We start from the raw sequence: 22,246 nt of genomic DNA, 5'->3' as shown, positions 1-22,246 counted from the left end.
TGCCGCCGTTGCGGGTCGTTGCGTGCAATTTTCCAGCGAACCGAGTTATTAACAGGCAGCAGAAGGAATAAATTATGACAAGCATTACAGGATTAAGCACTCAGTCGAGCGCATCCGGCTTCGAGCATATATGGCAAGCCGAGACGCAGCGCAGTGGTGCAAAACAAGACACCATCACCGTTGGGGTAATCGTAGTCACCCGTGACGAGCAGTTTTTCCACACCGGATTAAGCGTCCTGAGCGACATCCGCGATTATGTGTTTAACCGGGTACATATTCAATCGGAGTTGGCGTTGAAAAACCCTTCGCTAGTCCCCTGCTCGCTATACGACGAAGTGAGAAGCAAAGCGATCCAGTTCTTGAAAGGACAGAAAAAAGCGATCAATATTCAGGTCATTCAATGCGCCAGTCTGGCTGAAGCAACCGGTAAGATTATTCACAGCAATGCCCTGAATGATCAGCCGGATTTTCAGGTTGGCATGCTGTTTTATGATCAAACCTCAATGGGGTTTCAGGACGACAGCATAGATCAGGTTGACCGCGATCTGGATGCCTTTTACCGTGCGATGCAGAAAATCGGCATTCCGGCTTTCTACACCAGCTTCTCGACTGTAACCTTTATTCGCGCACTGCGTACGCCCTACAGCTATTTACCGCAGCAATATCGTGAAATCGTGCGCAGCACCGATCCGGCCACTTTCCAGACCGAGCTATTGCGACTGTGGATGGACTTTTTCGAAATGAATTATGCCAACCGCCGGGTCAAACCTGTTGGCTCTTTGGAGCTGCACAATACTCTGGGCGATCAGCTGATCAACTTCTTTGCCCGAACTGCGCCCGAGCACTGGCTGGTGTCGTACTACACCGGCTCTGTGGTTTCCAACCTCATCGGTCATCTCGACCGTCACGCCGAAAAGCAAGGCGCATTGGTGCTAAGGGGCCCGAATGAGCACGCCATTGCCTGTGGCGCGATTGCCAACTGGCAGCTCTACCGCATGCCGTTTTTAGCGGTGGTCACATCCGGCATGATGGATGAATTTAAAGGTACCCTGGCCAACCTGAAAGAAACGGCAGCTCAGGGAATCATCGTTGTTGCCGAAAACCGCCTGAGTCAGTGGTACAGCTTCCAGGGCACCATCACTGCCAGTGAAGACATGCGCGAGGTACTGGCAGCTAAGCGCATTCCCTATGTATACATGGATGAAATTGAACAGATAGGTGAAAACCTGGCAGAAGTTTACCGACTCTATCATCAGGGTCAGGGACCGGTTGTGGTATTGGCCACTCAGAATGTTCTGGAGTCTTCTTTGGAACTGGATTTACCTGCACTCGAAGCCCTGCCTGCGAATCCAAGTGATGAGCCCGTTGAAATCATGACCGACGAGCTCCGTCAGGCCATCGAGCTTATCAATAACGGACCAGAAAAGCTGGTCTGGCAGCTTGGTCCGGTCAGTGAAGACGAGTATGCCCTGATCCATGATATCGCCCAGCAGGCAGGTATTGCGCTGGTAGACAGCCTCGCTCACCCTGGCACTGCACCTAAATACTATCAGGGCCAACGCAACGACAATTACCTGGGTACACTGGCCATTTACGGTTATACGCCGCGGGTTTACAACTACTTTCATACCAAAGACAAGCTCAACAGTACTGATGAGCAGTGTCTGTTTATGATTAAAAGCCGGGTTGCTCAGATTGCGACGCCATTTTCCGATGGCCGCCTGGAGCGCAAGGTCCACCTGGTGCAACTGACCCAGGAAGAAACCCATCTGTCGCCGTTTGCCGATCTGCATTTACATATGCGCTGTCGTGATTTCCTGCAGGCCGTGAAAAAGCACCTCAATGTCAGCGAGTCGTTGCGTGCCAAGCGTATGGCGCGGATCATGGCTTACCCGGATACCCAGTCTGACGTGCTCAGCAAGCTACCCAGTCTGCCAATGTCACCGAACTATTTCTTCTGCCAGCTCAATCGTGTCATTGAAGATTTAATTGAGCAAGAGAACTTTGACTATACCGGTGTCTACGATGTTGGTCGCTGTGGCATTTCCGCCGTACGTAACGTGGCCAAAACACGCCGCGGCTTTTCGGGCTGGTATGGTCGTGCCCTGATGGGCGACGCCCTGCTTGCCAGTGGCTATCTCGCCTACACCAGCCCTACCAATGTTATCGCCTTTATCGGCGACGGGGCCAAAGGGATTGTGCCCGATATTTTACCGGCATTTATCGACAATATCCTGACTCACCCTCAGCTGCTCGATAAGAGCATCAGCGTGTTCTATTTTTGCAATGGCGGTCTGTCAGTGATCAACACCTATCAGGAACGGATCTTATTCAACCGCACCTCACGTCAGATGCGTCTGGTCAACATAGAGCAGCCCCAATTTGAGCAACAAATCGGTGATTTTGACATTTCCGCCCAGACCCTGACTCAGTTTGATGAAACGGCAGTTCGCACAGCACTGACAGCGAGCAAACGTTTGACGCTGTTCTCCGTGGTACTGGGCCACAACAATGAAGGGGATGGCATTTCACTGGCCACCGCCAAAGGCTGGCAGCGCGACAGCGCAGAGCCTGTTACCCCCGACACCGATTCAGATACGCCATCAGCACAGGAAATTAACTCATGAAGTTTGGATTTATCGCCCACCCGACCTCAGTCGGCCTGAAACGCTACGTTAAAATGCTCGATCTGCTGCAACGCAACACTCAGGATCAACATACCGGCTACAACCGTGAACTGTGGGGCAAAGCCAACCTGGTTCCGTTTATGAACTTTGCCAAAATCACCTCAGCCAGCGGCGCGACCTGTGAAGGCATGATCAAATACATGCCACTGATAGCCGAAGAGATGATTGCCGATCCCAGAGGCATTGCCGAGCGTGTGGTCGCTGGCGTGGAAGAGTTTGTGGCTGACGGCGCAGAGCTGGTTGGCCTGGGTGGCTTTACCTCTATTGTCGGTCGCCGCGGCGAAGCCACCGCCGCCAAATCCCCGATCCCGATTACCTCGGGCAACTCGCTGACCACCTATGCCGGCTACAAAGCCCTGATGCAAATCAAAGAGTGGCTGGACATCAACCCGGAAAAAGAAACTGTGGCCATTGTCGGGTACCCGGGTTCTATCTGCCTGGCACTGAGTCGTTTGTTACTGGCAGAAGGGTTTAATCTGAAACTGCTGCACCGCGCTGGCCATAAAGACAAAGCTGAAATGCTCAGCCACCTGCCGGAGCAATACCACAATCGGGTGAGCCTGACTGGTAACCCGGACGACTTGTATGGCGAATGCAAGCTGTTTGCCGGGGCCACCTCAGCTGGTGACGTGATTGATGTAGCGAAACTGCAACCCGGTTCCATCTTCATTGATGTGGCGCTGCCGCGGGACGTCAATGTCGATGCCCGCCCGGCCCGCGATGACATTTTAATCATCGATGGCGGCTGCGTCACAGCAACCGACGCCGTCAAACTCGGAGGTGAATCACTGAATGTCACCATCAAACAACAGCTCAATGGCTGTATGGCTGAAACGATAGTGCTGGCCCTGGAGCAACGCCGTGAGAACTACTCACTGGGTCGTTACCTGGAGCCGGTCAAGGTGTTGGAAATCGGCGAGCTGGCCGAAAAACATGGCTTTTATGCCTATCCGCTGGCCTCATTTGGTGAGCGTATTGACCGCCAGCATGTCACCAACCTGAAGCGCTACTATCACCAGGACATTTATGCCATCGACAAAGGCGACACCAGTCAGAGACTGACCTTTATCGATAACATCCTGGCCCAGGACCCAGCCAAAGAAGACACCCTGGACCGCCACCATCAGTTTATTAACCCTATGATGGTGGAGTTTTTAAAACAACAGCGCTGCGACAATGTATTCCGTAAAGCCGAAGGCACTATGTTGTATGACAATGAAGGTACCGGCTATCTCGATATGGTGGCAGGCTATGGCTGTCTGAATCTGGGTCATAACCCAACCGCCGTCAGCGAAGCTGTGAAGACTTTTCTGGATGAGCAAGGCCCTAACTTTATTCAGTATATTTCTGTACCGGAGCATACCGCCAAGCTGGCGGAAGTGCTGTGTCATTTAGCCCCGGGCGATATGGGCCGGGTGTTTTTCAGTAACTCAGGCACCGAAGCCGTTGAGGCGGCGATTAAGCTGGCCAAGGCCGCGACCGGTAAGCCGGGTATTGCCTATCTGAAAAACAGCTACCACGGAAAAACCCTGGGTGCCCTGTCTATTACCGGGCGGGAAAAACACCGTAAATACTTCCAGCCGCTGATCCAGGCCATGGTTGAAGTGCCTTTTGCTGACTTAGATGCACTGCGTGACGCCCTGCAACGTGATGATGTGGGTGCTCTGATGATAGAACCTATTCAGGGTGAAGGCGGCGTCCATGTGCCACCAGCCGGATATCTGAGTGCCGTTCAGCAAATCTGTCGCGACACAGACACTTTGCTGATGGTCGATGAGATCCAGACCGGTCTGGCACGTACCGGTAAACTGTTTGCCTGTGAGTGGGAAGGCATCGAACCCGATGTGCTGATGCTCTCTAAGTCTCTGTCCGGCGGACTTATGCCCATCGGCGCGACTTTGTGTCGCAGCGATGTCTGGCAACGTGCCTATGGCACCTCAGATCGCTTCTTAGTACATACCTCCACCTTTGGCGGCGGCAACCTCGCATCAGTGGCTGCATTGACCGCACTGCGTGAAATCGTTGCGCAGGATCTGGCCTCTCGCTCTGACGAGCTGGGCAGCTATTTTAAAACTGAGCTACAGGCCATTGCCGATAAATATCCCTTTGTGGCCGAAATTCGCGGTAAAGGCCTGATGCTGGGGATCCAGTTCGAACAAACCTTTGACGGAGCGGTTGCCGCCTCGGCCAGAGAGTTCGCCACGCGTCTGCCCGGCGACTGGCACAGCACCTGGAAGTTCCTGCCCGATCCGGTCCGGGAGCACCTGCAAGCAGCCATGGAACGCATGGAGCAGACACTGGGTGAAATGTTCTGCCTCAAATTTGTCACCAAGTTCTGTCTGGACCACCAAATCCTGACCTTTGTCACCGCCAACAGCTCGACGGTGATCCGGATCCAGCCACCTCTGGTGATCACAAAAGCTGAGATTGATCGCTTTGTCAGCGCTTTCTCTTGTGTCTGTGAAGAACTGTCGACTTTTTTAGACTAATGAAATCTGGGTCGCACTGCCACACACAGTTGCGACCCACACCGTAACAAATGACTGATTGATAAGGATTACTTATGACTCTCAACAAACAAGACGTTGTCAACCATATGATGGGCTTTTTCCAGGCCAAAGCCGTGACCGCTGCATTATCGCTGAAGCTGTTTGACCATTTTCGCGACACGGATCTAAGCGCCCAGCAACTGGCTGACAAAATCGACGCACCGCTGCGTTCTGCTGAGCAAATGCTTATCGCGCTGCATGCAATGGGGTATCTGACCAAGCAAGATAACCGGTACCAGCTACCCTCAGAGCATCACGCGTTTTTATTAAGTGATGAACCTATGTGGCTGGGCTGGCTGGGCCGCCATATCGATACTTTCTTATATCCCTTGTGGGGAGAGCTGAGCAGCGCGGTAAAAAGCGATACTAACCAGCGAGAAGCAGTATTTGGTGACAACCGCAGCTGGTTCGACATTCTGTATCAAAACCCAGACGACGTAGCAGATTTCCAGGAGTTCCTGGGCAAATTTGCCGCCCCCTTCATCGAAGGCTTCGTCAAAGATTACGATTTCTCACAGCACCACTCCTTTTTGGATATCGGTAGCGGCATTGGCACCTTACCAATAGCCGTGGCCAATGCCCATCCGGGTGTGTCGCTGGCCATCTGTGAATTGCCTCAGGCGTCGGCATTTTTGCGCGACAAGCTGGGTGAGCAAGGCTATGGCGATCGCATCGAAGTCGTGGAAGGCGATGTCATCGCAGGTAACCTGCCCATTGGTGACTATGACCTTATTCACCTGGGCTGGATGCTGCACGACTATGCACCAGAAACCCAGGTCACCATCTTAAAAAATATCTACAACGCCATGCCAGCCGGTGGCCGCTTTATTGCCTCAGAAACGCCGCTTAATGATGATAAGTCCGGTCCTGAGTTCACCGCCCTGCTGTCACTGAATATGTTGGTATCCACAGACGGTGGTATTGAAAGTAGCAGCGAAGAATATCTGGCACGCTTCCACGAAGCCGGATTCAATAATGCCCGTATCCTTGAGATCCCCGGGCCACGGACCCTGATCGTCGGCGAAAAAGCGTGATCAGGCAATAACAGAAGGAGTAGCAGGATGTTAGCCACTAAATTACTAGACCATATCGCCGAGCAGTTTCTGGACGGCGAAAAAGACGGCCTTGAGCCGCAAACCCCCTTGTTTGAATTAAATATCGTTGACTCGGCGGCCATTTTTGACCTGGTCGATTACCTCAAACAAGAAACCCAGTTAAACATAGGTATGCAGGAGATCCACCCAGGCAACTTTGCATCAGTCGATGCCATGGTGACCCTGGTTGAACGCCTTCAGACAGAGCAAGCATAAGGAGGCTTGAAAATGAGTGCAACGAATCCAAAAGTAAATCCGGACATTATGGAAACCCTGCAACAGCAAGTCCTGAAAACATTTGCTGAACTGACTGAGTATCCTGCTAATACTCTGGACCTGACCAGTCATCTTGAAAACGACTTTGGCATAGACTCTATTGCGCTGGCCGAAGTAACCGCAGCACTGACTAAACAGCTACAGCTTAAAAACCCGCTGTCCATCCAGAATATTCACTGCATTGCCGATGCGGTTGAACAAATCGCCGCACAGGAATTTCACCTCAGTGAGGCCAAGGCGACAGTGAATACCGATGGCGCACAAGATGCACACAGCTGGCTGCGTGAGCAAGTGCTTTCTGTGGTTGCCAGCTTCAGTGGCTATAACGCCAATGAACTGAGTATGGATGCCGAGATCGAGAGCGATCTGGGTATAGATTCAGTCACTGTGGTCTCAGCACAGGGTGAACTACTGAAAACGCTGGGATTGAGAGACAATTTAAAAATTCCTGGCTGTAAAACCCTGGCTGAGCTGGAGCAGGCGTTTGCCAGCCTGCTGGTAGAAGAAAAAGGCGCGCAATGGGCCGCTGAGCTGGTTAGCAAAAACCCCTTGATTGATGAACTGCTCAATCCGGCTGCGAAAAGTGACGAAGTACAGCACCAGATAGATAGCGACGACGGTGATAACAGGACAATGCGTGACTTTGTGGGGATCCAGCATCCGGATCTGTTCCACAAAGCCAGTGAGTTCAAATCTTTCTACGACAAGAAAAAAGCGCAGCAACTTTACTGGTACGGTATGCCACTGGAAACCCCCTGTAAAAACCGTGCGGTCATGTTTGATGAAGTCACCGGCACCAGTCGTGAGTTTCTGATGTTTGGTTCTAACAGTTATCTGGGCCTGTCGAATCACCCTGAGGTGATCCAGGCGATACAGGATGCCGCTGGCCAATATGGCGCCACCAACACGGGTTGCCGGATTATTGCGGGCAGTAACGTCCTGCATCTGGAGTTGGAGCGTAAACTGGCCAAACTGAAAGGCCGCGAAGCCTGTATTGTTTACCCGTCCGGTTACTCGGCAAATCTGGGCTGTATTTCCGCCCTGACGTCTAAACATGACCTGATCTTTACTGATGCCATTAACCATATGAGTATCACAGACGGCTGTAAGCTGGCGGGTGCGCAACGTAAGATCTACAACCACTCACTGAACAGCCTGGAAAAATCTCTGGCCAAATACGCCGACCATCCGGGTGGCAAACTGATTGTGACCGACGGCGTGTTCAGTATGCATGGGGATATTGTCGACCTGCCGCGTCTGATGAAACTGGCGAAGCGCTACGGCGCCCGTGTACTAGTTGATGATGCCCATTCAACCGGCGTACTGGGTAAAACAGGTTCAGGGACTACCGAGCACTTCAATATGAAAGGCGAAGTCGACCTGGAACTGGGTACTATGAGTAAAGCACTCTCCGGCCTGGGCGGGTTTGTCTGTGGCGATGGCGACGTGGTGGAGTTCCTGCGCTTTTACTCCAACTCATATGTATTCGCCGCCACAATTCCGGCCCACGTTGCAGCTGGTGTTATTGCATCGATCGATGTGATGCTGCGCGAGCCTGAGCGTCTGACCAAGCTTTGGGATAACATTTATTACTTCCGCAACTTGTTATTGCAGGCAGGCTTTGACCTGGAAAACTCCGACTCGGCCATAGTTCCTGTTGTGGTTGGCGATGATGCAAAAACGTTGGCACTGGGACGCGCCGTACGTGCCCGAGGCCTGTATTGTCAGACCGTGGTCTTCCCCGGCGTGGCGGTTGGCGACGCACGTTTGCGCCTGAGTATCACCAGTGAGCACACCCAGGCAGACCTGGATGAAGCCTATCGTATTCTGGTAGAAGGTGCACTGGAAGTGGGCGTACCACTCAATCAGGATGTTAAAGCGGGACTGGCGGAGGCCTGAGTATGACGAAAATTCCGTCATCGGCCCGTTTTGCGCTGAATCTGCTGAGCCATGCTCAGCAGACACCGCATAAAACGGCGCTGATTTGTGCCGAGCAACAGTGGGATTATGCTCAGCTCGCGGCCCGCGCCTGCCAGATAGCCAATGCGCTATGCGCTTTGGGTTTAAGTCAGGCACCGGTGCTGCTTAACCTGCCAAAACAGCCAGATACGGTAGCAGCCATCTATGCCTGCTGGCTCAGTGGCAATCATTACATTCCCATAGATTACAGTCAGCCTGATGCCCGGGTTGAGCGGATCATCACCGCGGCAAAACCGGCACTGGTGCTGGATCAGGACTGGCTGAATACACTCGACAGCCTGGCGCATCACAGCGACTATGAGCAAGACCTTACGGCCTATATGTCGCGGTTACGCCAGCACAGGGATGTCACCATTGCCGCCATACTTTACACCTCAGGTTCAACCGGCACACCCAAAGGCGTGCAGATAAGCCATGATATGCTGGATTTTTTCATTGACTGGGCCGTGCAAACCACCGCGGCTGACAGCGAAGATACATTTGCCAATCACGCCAGCTTTGCGTTTGATTTAAGCACCTTTGATCTTTTTGCAGCCGTGCGCACGGGCGCCTGTGTGTGGCTTATCACCGAACAGGAACAAAAAGATCCACTGGCGCTGATCAGGGGAATAAGAAAGCATCAGATCAGTATCTGGTACAGTGTGCCATCGATCCTCTCAATGATGGTTCGCAGTGGTGAGCTCAATAGCAGCCATACAGCGACATTAAAACAAGTGATTTTTGCCGGGGAGCCTTACCCTGTCGCAGCATTACAACGCTTGATCAGCTGCCTGAGTGCTGATACCCAGTTACACAACTGGTATGGTCCGACCGAAACCAATGTCTGCGTCGCCTGGCAGGTTGATAAAACACAACTGAGCCACCTTCGCCACCTGCCAATAGGTAAATTGTTGCCTGAACTGGACGGCTGGCTGGAAGATGAGTCTGGTGCACGTTGGCCTCTCTCACAGTGCCTGGGAAAAAGTGGTGAATTGCTGATTGGCGGTCGCTGCGTCACGCCTGGTTATGCCAATGTGGACTTGCCACGTGCTACCGAGCTACATCAACAGCACTGCCATGCAACTGGCGATCTGGTTGAGCTGACCGAGGACGGACTGGTTTATCGCGGTCGTATCGACGATATGGTTAAGCTCAACGGTTACCGGGTTGAATTGGGAGAGATAGAGTCATTGCTGCATCAGCATGAGGCCATCGAGCAGGCCGCGTTGCACCTTGCTCTGGGCGAACAACAGCATAAGCTGATTGCCGTGATCACCCTCAAAGACGATGCTGCAAAACCTTCTTTACTGGCGCTGAAACAGTTCTTGCAACAACACCTGCCCGCCTACATGTTGCCACACAAGGTAGTGGTAGCAGCGCAACTGCCGCATAACGCCAACGGCAAAGTGGATCGTAAACGACTGGCGGAGTTGGTGGTATGAGCAAAGATACAACGACTCCCTTAGCCATCGTCGGGATCGGCTGCGCGCTGCCTGAGGGGATTAACTTTGCGGCCTTAAAGCAACGGGGCACGCTGAACCCGGGTCAGTTTACTCACCCCTTTGGCTGGTCAGTCGCATCTGAGCCGCTCAAAGGCGGACAGGTAAACACAGATGACTTTGATTACAAAAAGTTTTCTATTCCGCCACTATTTCGTAAGGCCGTCAGTCGTGAGACCCGCATGGCGATGCTCGCTGCCGAAGAAGCACTGAGCCAGCTCACCCTCGATGCATCACTGCGCGATCATTGCGACCAACTGTGTGCAACCCATATGGCAAGTGACTCCGCCTACCGCAATGCCACTAAAGTAGCCGCGCTGCGCACTCTGGCCGAGCAGCTGGGTGAGCAGGATAATGCACAGGCATGCATAGATGAGTACAAACAAACACTGGCGAGCACTTTTGGGGCCACATCCCACGATCGGGTCGGTGAAATGGCGTCAACGATCCCGGCCCGGATAGCACATTTTGCACACACCCGGGGAAAGTGTCAGACACTCGATGGCGGTGATTTAGGTGGACTGAGACTGCTTCAGGCTGCACAGGATAACTTTCGCTATCAGGACAGTAAGCTTGCTGTACTAACCAGCATTCAGTGCTTTCATCACCAGCCGCAGAGCGAGATTCTGCATCAACAGGGGATCTCAATACAGCAGCCCTGGCTCGAAGGCGCAATAAGCCTGGTTATCTGCCCGCTAGCGTTGGCCCAGCAACAAAACTGGCCAATACTTATGGAGCTCAGCACCTTTGTTACCTCCGAATCACAGCAGCCACAGGCAGGCTATTTTGCTGGTGCAAGTCAGGTGTTTTATCAGATACTCGAGATGCATCTGAATGGTCAGGCTGAGTGCAACGGTGCAGCGGCCCTTGGGCAGAACTGGCAAATCTCTGCTGCAGGCCAACACAGTTATGTCCCGGCCAGCGACGATCAGGTCGCGATCACGGATTATCGGCCCATTACCGCGCTGGGTAATGACAAAGACCGTTTCTGGCAAACTCTGGCTGACGGACAGGATGTATTACGTCCGCAGTCTGCACAGCAGCTCAATGCACAGGCCTTCGTGCGAGAAACACCGCAAAAGCTCAGCACCTATATAGACAAAGCCATGAGTTTTGACAGTCATAATGCGCTTGATGTCGCCCTGAGTAAGCCTATGATGCCCGCCAAAAAAACTCGTCTGGATGTCTCACAATTGCAGCTGCTCAAAGGCGCTGAATCTCTGACGCTGGGTGAATTTAAACGACCTGCCGTGATCCTGGCCTGTAACCTGGCACTCAGCGCAGACAGACAGTCAGGCGCACAAGCACTGTGGGCACAACTGCCTGACGCACCCTGCTATCTGCCACAACCCGATGCACCTGAAATTAACCGCTGGAGCTGGTACGGTGCGACAGGTCTGGGTGGCGCAAAGTTATTGGCACAACAACTGGGACTCCCTCACGCCGACTGCATCGCCGTCGAGGCTGCCTGTGCCAGTTCAATGGCCGCGCTGCATAACGCAGTCAGGGGGCTGCAGTCCGGACGCTACGATGGCGTGGTTGTGGGCGGTATTGAAACCGCCACACTGGAGCGGGATCTGGTGCTATGTGGTGCACAAATGATGCTCTCAGCAACCCGCATTCGGCCCTTTGCCAAAGGTGCCGACGGCTTTACCCCGGGTGATGGTGGTGGCCTGTTCGTACTGCAGACTAAATCCGACGCACCACACGCCATCGCCCAAATAGACGCCATTTCCGGGTCCTGCGACAGCCGTTCTATGACAGCGCCAGACCCTCAGGGCCAGGCACTGGCAATGTACAAGACTCTTCAGCTGGCGTCGGTTAATCCCGAGCAGGTGCAGTATCTCGAAACCCATGGTACTGGCACTACGCTGGGTGATCAGGCTGAACTGGAGTCACTCAGTGCGGCATACAGCCGCGAGCACGACCAGCCGCTCTATCTGGGGTCAGGCAAATACAACTTTGGTCACTGTTTTGCGGGAGCCGGTGCCATCAGTTTGGCAAAAATGCTGGCAGCACTGGAGCAAAGCTTTATGCCGCCTACCCCAATCCTGGGTGAACTCAATGATGCATTGCCATTTGACAGTATTCCGGCGCAAGTCCCGCAAACAGCCTTGCCCTGGCCGGCACTGTCAAACCAACAACGGATAGGTGCAATTAACGCCTTTGGCACCGGTGGCATCAATTATCACCTGACTTTATTACACTCTCATTCACAGGAATCAGTATGAAACTCATTGTTCACAAAATTCGCCTAAAAGACATCAAACACCTGGGAGCCTTTCGCGACTGGGTAGAAACGACGGACTATAAAGCATGCGAAAAACTGGATTCAGTTAAAGCGTTCGCTGTTTTTGAAGCTTCCAGTCAGGCTGATGCAGCATTTCACTTTGTTGAAACTATCTATCTGGAGTCTGAACAAGCCTTTGAACAGGACATGACAACGCCTTTATTTCAAAGCCTGGTTAGCCGCTTTGAGGAAATGGCCGAAGTGGTTGAAGAGTTTAAGGGTGAACGGATTGCACAAGGCTATCAACAGTGATCTCCCAGCACACCTGTACATCAGTGGGAGAGACTCATGTCTCACCCGCTGTGTATATCGGTCACAGCGTCGATAATGCGATACGCTCGGCACCACGCCTGACTCAGGGACTTATCGTCAAACAGCTCGGCAGAACCCTGGCAACTTTGGCCTTACAAGATGCCAGTCACAGCTCATCAATCCGGCTTGCTCACGCTGCAAGCGGTCAGCCATATGGTGAGCAAGGCAAGGGTCAACCTAAGGTGCCTTTGTCCATCAGCCATAGCGGTCCCTGGGCTGCTGTTGCGTGTGCAGCACATCCTGTTGGTATCGACCTTCAGGTTTATCGAGGTTTCTCTGCTGGCGCTCAGCAACATATCTTTTGTGATAAAACCAAGCCAATCAGCTTGGTCGCGCAAACAGCTCGGTGGTCAGTGCGCGAAGCCTATCTAAAATCCTTCGGCCGCGGCCTGCCGTTTGATTTACCTGACATCGCAATCCAAAAACACAGCACCAGTGGAACAACAGAATATGGCCGCGTGTATACCCACAGCGCCTCCCTAGCCCCGGCCAGCTACTGGCTCTGGCACACGTTGTATTTTTGCTGCGCAGTCTGTATTGCAGGCGACAGGGAGATCACCCCAACACTCTCTCTTCACATCGGAAAATGACAATGACACATACAGCATTTGAACAGACATTGACTGAAGCGGTGAAGCTGGCGAGGCTTGCGCCTTCATCGCACAACTGTCAGCCCTGGGCGATTCATTTTGACCCCGTCATACACTGTGGTTATCTGGCCATAGATAACCGCCGCAAACTCACAGGTCTGCCCTCATTGGAGCGAGAAATGTTGCTCAGCTGCGGGATCTTTTTTTACATACTGGAAGCGCTGATCCGCAGCCGAGGCTACGAGCTACACTGGCGTTGGTGTGATGAGCAAGAACAACAAAAGTTAGCAGGCAACGACCGGGCGCTGATACGTTTTATGCCGGGACCTGAGCAAGACTATCAGAGCGATGCGTTTGCCAGCCTGTCTGAACAGCTCGAGCAACGCCATACCGTACGCTCGCCCTATCTCAGGACCGCCCTGAGCGAGCAACAGCGCGATGAGCTACAGGCCTTACTCAAACCTTACCCAGTCTCCCTTGGGATTTTTTATCAGCAAACCCATGGGCAGGCTCTGGCCACACTGACTCAAACCTTTGCAGGACAAGACTTTGCCAACAAAGCAGCCTGGCGCGAAACCTATAGCTATATCCGCTTCGACGAGCGTCGCCAATATGAAGATGGCTTTTACCTGCACAACCTGTTTGGTCCGGTTTCAGCTGGATTTAAGCACTTTTTTAAAATGGCTTTCCATCCCAGCCTCAATAGCCTGACTAACTTACTCCGCCTGCCTGATAAAATGGCAAAAGGCCTGGCTGAATTAGTCGCTTGCGGACCTCACTATCTGTCGTTGAATGTCAGAAAAGAAGGGGATGAAGCGATGTTTCGTGCCGGGATTGGCTTAGGCGCATTGTGGTTAAGACTACAACAATGGGGGTGGGCCATGCACCCAATTAGCGTACTGGTTCAACATGACAATGCCAGGCAGGCACTGGCAGAGTGTCTCAGTCAGGCAGAACTGCCGGTGTTTTTCGCGCGATTCGGAGAGCCGGAAATAGCAGGCAGCCCGGCACCGCGGAGGCATTGGCAAAGTATTCTGCTCAGTGATACCCAAAGTTTCGCCGAGCCCAAACCCACTCCACGAGAGTAAAAGCCCAGGTAAGAGCAAAAAATAAACTATTGATTAGTTGTAAATTATAAGATAAAACAAAAAGGTACACATTGAGATAATTTATACAATAAGGAAAATAAAATGAAGCTCATCAAAAAACAAATCAAAATGCTGTCTAAAGACGCGACTCGTTTACCGGTGCTGATGACCGCAAATGTTGCAGGTGGCATAGATACCCACAACGGAGGTGGTGACAACGCAGGACAAACCATGCGCACCACAGCCCTCGCCGCGGCAGATGAAATCAAAAATTCTGCTGAGAGCATTTGTACGGCCTAATCGCATCTTGTCACGTCATGCGCGGCACAAAGACGTCAACATAAGCAGGTTTTGTGCACGGTATAAAAAGCAGTTGACAAACAAGATTTTTATAAAGTAGTTTGTAACTGACCAATATGTATAACAAAAACAATTCAACAGGACATGAAAATGAAACTAGCACTTAAGAAAAAACAACTAAAACAACTAGACAACACTATGCTGCTGGACAACCAGGCCACACCTCAGGTTGGTGGTGCCGGCGAGAGCTCACCACCACGAGCTTGCCTGCCAACCGGCCACATTTGTGATCGTCTGAGCGGCAAAAGTGACCACACCTGCTGGTGCTAATTAAATCGCGGCAGCACTGCTGCCGCACTCAAACCACGTCGCCTGATTCAAATTACGTTAAACACAGCTCACCCTAAAACTTTCTGTTCTTATTTTTCATTTCTGTTGCCCAGGCAATAAAAAATTTCGCTTTCCGGCGCTTTGTCCTGTCTTTTTCTCCATGCTTCCCTACAATACCCGCCATAAGGAGACAGCATGCAGCAAAAAACCAGCAAACTATTGATTTTTATACTCGCTCTACTGGTGGTGTTTTGTCCACTGGGGATCGATCTGTATTTACCCGCATTCGTCAATATGCAACAAGACTTAGCCGTCAGCGAAGCACAAATCCAGCAAACCGTCGGGGTTTATATGCTGGCTGTTGGTCTGGGCCAGTTACTCGCAGGGCCACTGGCCGATAAGTATGGCCGACGCCCGGTCGCCCTGTCCGGGATCTTACTTTTTGGCAGTGGCGCGCTACTGGCCACTTTGCTGGATGAGTGGCACTGGATCATGATTGCCCGTGTTTTGCAAGGTTTGGGTGCCTGTGCCACCTTCGTCAGCGCCTTTGCCATTGTCCGGGATAGCTTTGGTCATAAAGGCAGTGGCCAGATGATCACCTATCTCAACGGTATAGTCTGCTTTATTCCGGCCCTTGCGCCGATTTTGGGCGCCTGGCTGACCTTAGAGTTCGGCTGGCGTAGTAATTTTACTTTTCTGAGCGGGTTTGCTGCCATCGGCCTCATCCTGGTGCTGGCGCTGTATCGGGAAACCAAACCAGACAGCACTGTATACTCAGGCCACCTGCTGGATTTACGTCGCTTCCGGCCCATGCTGAGCAGTCCCCAGTTTATGTTCAACGCGTGTATTACTATGGTAGGTATGGCCGCCATGTTGGTGTTTGTGGTGGGTGCACCGGGTTGGCTTATGACCGAGCTGAATCGGCCCGTCGAAGAATTTACCATGTGGTTTACTATCAATGCTGCCATCAGCATTGCGGCCAGCTTTATCGCACCACATTTCATCAAGCGTAACTCACAACAGGCACTGCGGTTTGGCCTGAGCTTGTTTACCCTCGGCGGTGTGTTACTGATGATGGCGCCGCAAAACCATCCGCTTGCCTATCTGTTACCTATGTATCTGGCATCCGTGGGCTTTGCTTTTACACTTGGCGCAGCCGCAGGCAATGCCCTGGCTCCATTCGCCAATCAGGCAGGCACGGCATCAGCGCTGATAGGGGTGATGCAAATGAGTGGCGCCGGGCTACTGGCTATGCTCAGCCAGCCACTGGCATTACCTGCCCCGCAACAATTAGCTGTACACCTGCTGCTTGGGCTGCCTTTCCTGTGTCTGCTATTTAGCCGCTGCAAAGACAACCTGCATAGTCCAGCCTGATAATCAAAACACATCAATTGGTATCATTATCCTAAAAAAAGGCACTGCACAGATAATGATACCGATTTTCATTTGTTTTAAAGAATAAATTTTCTATATATCCAGACTTCTCCTAATACTTTTTTATTCTAACTAGCGAATAATTAATTCCCAAACGTTCCATTTAAATAGAAAAATTCTTCTTTACGTTAGCGCAATATTACGTCTATCTTAACAAGCGTTAACCAGCGGTTAGCAATGTAACCAAGTTAAAATAATTATAAATTGTGAGATAATAATAATGACATTCAACAAGTTTACGACTTCACTCCTACTTGCCGGCCTGTGTGCCGCCACCACCGCACAAGCAAACGACGACAGATTCATCATCCAGGTAGACAACAGTAAAAAAGGGGTCGTTAAAGCACTAGCCAAGAAAATGGGCGCAGAGCTACACATTGACGGCGAGGGCTTCCTGGCTGCCACATTTAGCGGCAAAGAGCTCAGTGAAGTTAAGGGGCTCCTTAATAATCCGCACATCAAACTGATTGAAGTCGACCAGAAGCGTCAACTGATGGGTTTGTATAACGACGATGCTGGCGACCCAATGCAGCAACAAGTTGCTCCTTACGCATATTATCAGTCGCAAGCCAACCAGGTTACCTTTGATGCCAACGCCGGTATGAAAGTCTGTGTCATCGACTCAGGTCTGGACATGTCCAACCCGGACTTCATCTGGGGCAACATCACGGGAGACAACGATTCGGGTACTGGTAACTGGTTCGAGCATGGCGGTCCGCATGGTACACACGTAGCAGGCACAGTGGGTGCTGCGGACAATAACATAGGTGTAATTGGCATGGCACCTGGTGTGGACATGCACATTATTAAAGTATTCAATGCAGAAGGCTGGGGTTATTCATCGGATCTGGCCCACGCAGCAAATCTGTGTAGTCAGGCAGGTGCCAACATCATCAGCATGAGCCTGGGCGGTGGCGGCGCAAACAGCACCGAAGAAAATGCCTTTGAAAGCTTCAATAATGCTGGCGGTCTGGTGGTTGCAGCCGCAGGTAATGACGGTAACAATGTACGCTCCTACCCAGCCGGTTACCCGTCAGTCATGATGGTCGGTGCGAATGATGCCGACAATAACATTGCTGATTTTTCTCAGTTTCCAAGCTGTCAAAGTGGCAAAGGCAAAAATGCCAGTGAAGATGAAACCATTTGTGTTGAAGTAACAGCCGGTGGCGTTGATACCTTGTCTACTTACCCGGCAGGCCTGGCAACATCGTCCAGTCTGAGCGTTGATGGCGCAGCATTCGCTTCATCTGCGATGGAAAACAGCGGCAGCGTCTCTTCATCAGTTTACTTTATGGGCACGGCGGAAGCCACTGATGCCAACGCCAGTGGTAAAGTCTGTCTGATTGACCGGGGCAACATCTCTTTCCATGACAAAGTCGCCAACTGCGAAAATTCGGGCGGTGTTGGCGCAATCATTATCAATAATGAAGCGGGTATGCTATACGGCACACTGGGTGATACCAATACCACCAGCATCCCGGCGATTGGTGCTGCAATGGAAGATCGCTCAGCCCTGCTGGCAGCTTCTACTGCAAATATTGTAATTGGTACATCTGACTATGGTCTGATGAGCGGCACATCAATGGCAACGCCGGCCGTGTCTGGTATTGCAGCCCTGGTTTGGTCAAACCACCCTGAGTGTACCGGTCAGGAAATCCGTGCCGCACTTAAAGCAACGGCACAAGATAGCGGGGCGACTGGTAAAGATGTGTACTTTGGCTACGGTATTGTTAAAGCGGCAGACGCAAATGCTTACCTGACGGCCAATGGCTGTGCTGGTGGCGGTAATGGTGGCGACCTGCAACTAACGGCTAATGGGTACAAGTCAAAAGGCAGCAAATATGTTGACCTGAACTGGCAAGGCGCCTCAACATCTCAGGTAGATATTTTCCGTAACGGTAGCAAGATTGTCACAACCAGCAACGATAATAGCTACACAGATAGCATCAGTGGTAAAGGTGGCGGCAGCTACACTTATCAGGTTTGTGAGCAAGGCAGCACATCGACTTGTTCTGCGAGTCAGACTGTTGTGTTCTGATACTGAGCGACTTAACGGATTAACTGCCGTAGCGCGACCTTCCTGTAAAAGGATGAACACGCATTAAGTCAGTTGAGTATCCCAACCAATTTTATATGCGGGCTTATGCCCGCATTTTTTATAGGCTTTTTATTTCAAGCTGGGTAAACTAAACGCAATCTTGTCTATCAGAGCACATCATGCTGAACCCAGAATTACTCGCCTCTTTTTTATTTGCCAGCTTTATCATTGCCATTGCACCAGGTCCTTCAAATGCTTTTTTAATGGCTCAGACCTTTACCAATGGCCGAGCAGCAGGCATGCAAAGTGCCTTTGGTTTTGCCCTCGGTGGTGTGGTCCACACTCTGTTTGCTGTGATTGGCTTGTCGGCCATTCTCAAAGCCTCAGAAACCGCCTACACCACAGTGCAGTATTTAGGTGCGGCATACCTTGCCTATCTGGGTATACGTACTTTTAAAGACACGCTCTCAAAGTCGAATGAGTGCGATGAAGAAAAACCCCATGTAAGCAATAAGAAACGCCAAAATGTCATGTTTCAGGCAATGATGACCGAGGTACTTAACCCTAAAGTAGCGCTATTCTTTATTGCTTTTATTCCCCAGTTTGTTGATCAGAGTCTCACAACATCAACCACAGTACAGCTGGCCATGTTCGGTTTACTTTACCCGATCCTAGCCTTTCCCCTTGATTGTGTGTATGTTTACAGCGGCGATAAAATCGCCGGTTATTTTCGCGCTCACCCCAGTGCGCCAATTTGGATAGACAGGATCTCTGCATTTATCTTCGTCGCACTGGCAATTAACTTATTATTATGAGGTAAGTATGGACACCAAGTCGCAGGTTATTCCGGCTAAAAAACGCATCGCACTGGTTGCACATGATGGTAAAAAACAAGCTATGGTAAACTGGTGCCAGTCACACCTTGATAAGCTCGCTATGCATCAGCTGTATGCCACGGGAACGACCGGTAACCTTATTGAAAAGACATCAGGCCTGCCCGTCCATAAACTCCTGAGCGGCCCAATGGGGGGAGATCAACAGCTTGGTGCAAAGATTGCCGAGAATGAAATTCATATGCTTATTTTTTTCTGGGATCCTATGGCCTCACAGCCACATGATCCAGATGTAAAAGCGCTGCTCAGGCTCGCAGCTGTATGGAATATTCCGGTCGCCTGTAATGAGACCACCGCAGATATGTTACTCTCCTCCATGATGATGACCACCCCGATAGAGCGTCAGTTACCTGACTATGAGCAGTATCTGGCAGAGCGTCTGGAGCGCTAATGCTTGACTGAGCTAAATCGACGCCAGCCAGATTATACCTAACTTCTGTAAAGCAGTTAAGCCGCGCAACTTTGCTGTGGTTATCGCGCAGCTTTTGCCCCGTTGGTAGGGAGTGACATTAGCCTGTTTGGTAAAGCCTGTTCGCCCATTTAGTCAGGCCGGCTGTAACACTCCCAAAGTTGTCACCATTGACCATAGGTATATCACCCAGGCGCTGCTGTAATGCCAACTTTAACAGCGGAGATTGGGCGCTGCCTCCGGTCAGATAAATCACATCAGGCTGTGTTTTAGCTTCAACGATCGCCTGCTCTGCCAGTGCCGCAGCTTGCTCCAGACAGCTGGCTACCGATTCAGCCATAGTCTGCGCACTCACCTTGACATTCAACGTCTTGTCCAGAAAGTCCAGTGGCACAGCATGTTCTTCTTGCTCCGACAGGGCGATTTTAGCCAACTCCCCCTGACGTACAAACTGGTGGGTCATTTTGTTTTCTTGTATTTTTAACAAACGCTGCAATTTTTCAGGCTCGCATACATCTCTTAACATGCCAGTCAACTCACGTTGCATCTGCTCGCTGTAGAAGTCACTTTGCATTTGAATGTCGTTAATTTTGCACGCCTGCCAGAACAGCGGATTTGGCAAAGGTAACCCTGATGTGAACTGACCACCCAAGCCGCACACCGGCATAAGGGTATGAAAAGCGAGCGCAATATCAAGATCATTGCCTCCGATCCGCTTACCACTGTGAGCTAAAAAGTCGGCACTACGGTCGGCTTTATCACGAAAGCCCGGGCCCATTTGCACAAAGGAGCAATCACTGGTACCGCCCCCAATATCAACCACCAGTACTTTCTGATCTTCAGTCAGGCGCGACTCGTAATCAATGCCAGCCGCCAACGGCTCATAGAGAAACTCAACGTCTTTAAAGCCTGCTCTCTTTGCGGCAACAGTCAGGATATCGATTGCCTGACGGTTGCTTTGCTCTCCACCAATCGCCTGGAAGTTCACAGGACGCCCAATGACAGTATGATTCAGGGAATATCCCAGATGATGCTCTGCACGGCTTTTTATTTCCATAATCATGGCCGTGGCAATATCTTCAAAAAACGCAAGCTGCGCTGGTTTCAGACCAACTGCACCAAAGAAGGACTTAGGGGATTTCACAAAGTATCCTTCTTCCGGGAACGCAATATACTCATCTATTGCCTGCTGACCGACAAACAGACCCTGCTCTGTCGGTTGTAAGTCCAGTTCGCGTCTCGCCATTGCTGCACTACTGAGCAGAGGTTTACGTGCACTTTGGTAGTCAGTAGCGAGCGCAGATCCTGCCAGTTTGTGGGCCACAAATTCACTCACCAGGCTATTGTGTAAAGCGTAAAGTGTCGATGGCAGATAGTGCTTACCCTGCTCCAGCGGAACCAGTGTCACGTCACCTTCACGCATCACACCGATTGCGCAATTGGAACTACCGTAATCAAATCCTGCTATCATTTTTCACCTCACGACCATAAAAAGGTCGCGCACTGTATCACAGCAAGGTGGTAAGTAAAAGTCTCAACCCAGTGGGGTTCACACCTTACAGTGGCTGCCTTGTTCGCAAAAAGCGAGCAAATCGCGGTTTACCGAACTTGGTGATCCCGTGGAATCTGTATGTCACAACACTGCCAACCGGGGGCGGATTTCGTCGCTGTGCATCAGTAAACCCGCTGCCAATCTTAAATACCTTTCCTTCGGAGGTTTTCACCCTAATCGCCCCCATCATCCCCTGATACTTCCCTTTGCCTGGTAAATGGGCAATCACCTCGGCTTCGGCATCAAAATAGGGTTTATACTTCAGAATTGCCGATGTCCTGCCCTGTTGATGAAGTGCCTGACGCTCGTGCAACATCACCCCTTCCCCACCACGCGCTAAAACCTGTGCAAAAAAGTCATCGAGCTCGGCCTTAGTTGAAAAGTGATGCTGTGTTATCGCACGAATATGCGGCTGTGCCAGCCGATTGATCAGCTGACTATATGCCTGAAAGCGTTGCGTAAAGGGGGAAGCTATATCCGGTGCATCAAAGATCAGGTATTGAACCTGCCGCCAGTCTTGATCCGAAGCCTGATGGCGGCGTACCACCGCACTGACAAACTCAAAGTTCTCATATCCAGCCCACAGCTCCCCGTCGAGTGCCATATCTGGTAACGCAGAGGTAAACCAATGTGGAGCATGGATCTGCTGGCCACTGCGGGTTAACAGTTGCCTGCCATTCCAGATGGCTCTGACACCATCAAACTTCTCGCTCACCAGATAGTGAATAACCGGACGTTGTGCCTGGTATACTTTGGCGAGTTGTACAGCAGGTGTGGGATTACAATAGGCGGGCTGCAATTGGCACAGACAGGCCAGCAGCAACCACCCAAACAGTTTGGTGTGCATGCTACGCTCCTTGTAGAGTTAGAATCCTATTCCTTTCACTATCAGAGCATAGCGTGGGTTAACAGAAATGCCAGCCGATGGCCTTAAAGTGACGTGGCA

General features: G+C 51.4%; 18 protein-coding genes. 16 read left to right on the top strand and 2 right to left on the bottom strand.

Translation table 11 applies throughout. The features are described from left to right. Window positions 1-74: 74 nt before the first annotated feature. From pigD to ACXAH1_RS07355, 16 genes are all read left to right on the top strand, one after another. Window positions 75-2,627: a prodigiosin MAP biosynthesis protein PigD gene (pigD, locus tag ACXAH1_RS07430; RefSeq protein WP_475195360.1), complete on the top strand. Its 2,553-nt coding sequence runs from the start codon at window positions 75-77 to the stop codon at window positions 2,625-2,627. Beyond that, entirely contained in the window at window positions 2,624-5,176 is a 2,553-nt protein-coding gene (pigE, locus tag ACXAH1_RS07425; RefSeq protein WP_475195359.1) for a prodigiosin MAP biosynthesis aminotransferase PigE, read from the top strand. The genes pigD and pigE overlap by 4 nt, the downstream gene beginning before the upstream one ends. Window positions 5,177-5,250: 74 nt before the next feature. After that, a complete protein-coding gene (locus ACXAH1_RS07420; RefSeq protein WP_253043806.1) occupies window positions 5,251-6,270 on the top strand; it encodes an acetylserotonin O-methyltransferase in 1,020 nt (339 codons plus the stop codon). Between the two features lie 27 nt (window positions 6,271-6,297). After that, complete coding sequence (locus tag ACXAH1_RS07415; RefSeq protein ID WP_253043803.1) at window positions 6,298-6,546, top strand: acyl carrier protein; 249 nt, start codon at window positions 6,298-6,300, stop codon at window positions 6,544-6,546. Between the two features lie 12 nt (window positions 6,547-6,558). Then, window positions 6,559-8,505 carry an aminotransferase class I/II-fold pyridoxal phosphate-dependent enzyme gene (locus tag ACXAH1_RS07410; protein ID WP_253043798.1) on the top strand — a complete coding sequence of 649 codons (1,947 nt, stop codon included), beginning with the start codon at window positions 6,559-6,561 and terminating at the stop codon, window positions 8,503-8,505. A gap of 2 nt (window positions 8,506-8,507) precedes the next feature. Continuing rightward, entirely contained in the window at window positions 8,508-10,007 is a 1,500-nt protein-coding gene (locus ACXAH1_RS07405; protein ID WP_475195355.1) for an AMP-binding protein, read from the top strand. Further along, complete coding sequence (gene pigJ, locus ACXAH1_RS07400) at window positions 10,004-12,295, top strand: prodigiosin MBC biosynthesis protein PigJ (RefSeq protein ID WP_475195353.1); 2,292 nt, start codon at window positions 10,004-10,006, stop codon at window positions 12,293-12,295. The genes ACXAH1_RS07405 and pigJ overlap by 4 nt, the downstream gene beginning before the upstream one ends. Beyond that, the gene (locus tag ACXAH1_RS07395; RefSeq protein ID WP_475195350.1) at window positions 12,292-12,606 is read left to right on the top strand and encodes a RedY; all 315 of its coding nucleotides are present in this window, start codon (window positions 12,292-12,294) and stop codon (window positions 12,604-12,606) included. The genes pigJ and ACXAH1_RS07395 overlap by 4 nt, the downstream gene beginning before the upstream one ends. Further along, window positions 12,603-13,256 (top strand): 4'-phosphopantetheinyl transferase family protein, encoded by a 654-nt coding sequence (locus ACXAH1_RS07390; RefSeq protein WP_475195349.1) that lies wholly within the window; start codon window positions 12,603-12,605, stop codon window positions 13,254-13,256. Before ACXAH1_RS07395 ends, ACXAH1_RS07390 begins: the two co-directional genes overlap by 4 nt. A 2-nt stretch (window positions 13,257-13,258) precedes the next feature. After that, entirely contained in the window at window positions 13,259-14,344 is a 1,086-nt protein-coding gene (locus ACXAH1_RS07385) for a hypothetical protein (RefSeq protein WP_475195347.1), read from the top strand. A 102-nt stretch (window positions 14,345-14,446) separates the two neighbouring features. Beyond that, window positions 14,447-14,644 (top strand): hypothetical protein, encoded by a 198-nt coding sequence (locus ACXAH1_RS07380; RefSeq protein ID WP_475195344.1) that lies wholly within the window; start codon window positions 14,447-14,449, stop codon window positions 14,642-14,644. A 150-nt stretch (window positions 14,645-14,794) separates the two neighbouring features. Beyond that, on the top strand, window positions 14,795-14,974 hold the full coding sequence (locus ACXAH1_RS07375; protein ID WP_054014171.1) for a hypothetical protein: 180 nt from the start codon (window positions 14,795-14,797) through the stop codon (window positions 14,972-14,974). A gap of 195 nt (window positions 14,975-15,169) precedes the next feature. Further along, window positions 15,170-16,348: a multidrug effflux MFS transporter gene (locus ACXAH1_RS07370; protein WP_475195341.1), complete on the top strand. Its 1,179-nt coding sequence runs from the start codon at window positions 15,170-15,172 to the stop codon at window positions 16,346-16,348. A 280-nt stretch (window positions 16,349-16,628) separates the two neighbouring features. Continuing rightward, a complete protein-coding gene (locus tag ACXAH1_RS07365) occupies window positions 16,629-18,446 on the top strand; it encodes a S8 family serine peptidase (protein ID WP_475195340.1) in 1,818 nt (605 codons plus the stop codon). 179 nt (window positions 18,447-18,625) lie between these two features. Continuing rightward, entirely contained in the window at window positions 18,626-19,261 is a 636-nt protein-coding gene (locus ACXAH1_RS07360) for a LysE family translocator (protein ID WP_475195338.1), read from the top strand. A 7-nt stretch (window positions 19,262-19,268) separates the two neighbouring features. Continuing rightward, on the top strand, window positions 19,269-19,730 hold the full coding sequence (locus tag ACXAH1_RS07355; protein WP_475195337.1) for a methylglyoxal synthase: 462 nt from the start codon (window positions 19,269-19,271) through the stop codon (window positions 19,728-19,730). A gap of 118 nt (window positions 19,731-19,848) precedes the next feature. On the opposite strand, the gene yegD is transcribed toward ACXAH1_RS07355, so the two are convergent. Both yegD and ACXAH1_RS07345 read right to left on the bottom strand, forming a co-directional pair. Next, window positions 19,849-21,219, bottom strand: a complete 1,371-nt coding sequence (gene yegD / locus ACXAH1_RS07350; protein WP_475195334.1) for a molecular chaperone — start codon at window positions 21,217-21,219, stop codon at window positions 19,849-19,851. A gap of 85 nt (window positions 21,220-21,304) precedes the next feature. Next, window positions 21,305-22,147, bottom strand: a complete 843-nt coding sequence (locus tag ACXAH1_RS07345) for a DNA ligase (protein ID WP_475195331.1) — start codon at window positions 22,145-22,147, stop codon at window positions 21,305-21,307. Window positions 22,148-22,246 lie beyond the last annotated feature (99 nt).

The sequence above is a fragment of the Pseudoalteromonas sp. AWH4_217 genome (assembly GCF_056161105.1).
Note: the sequence above shows the minus strand (reverse complement) of the source record. Positions and strands in the feature narration are given on the sequence as shown.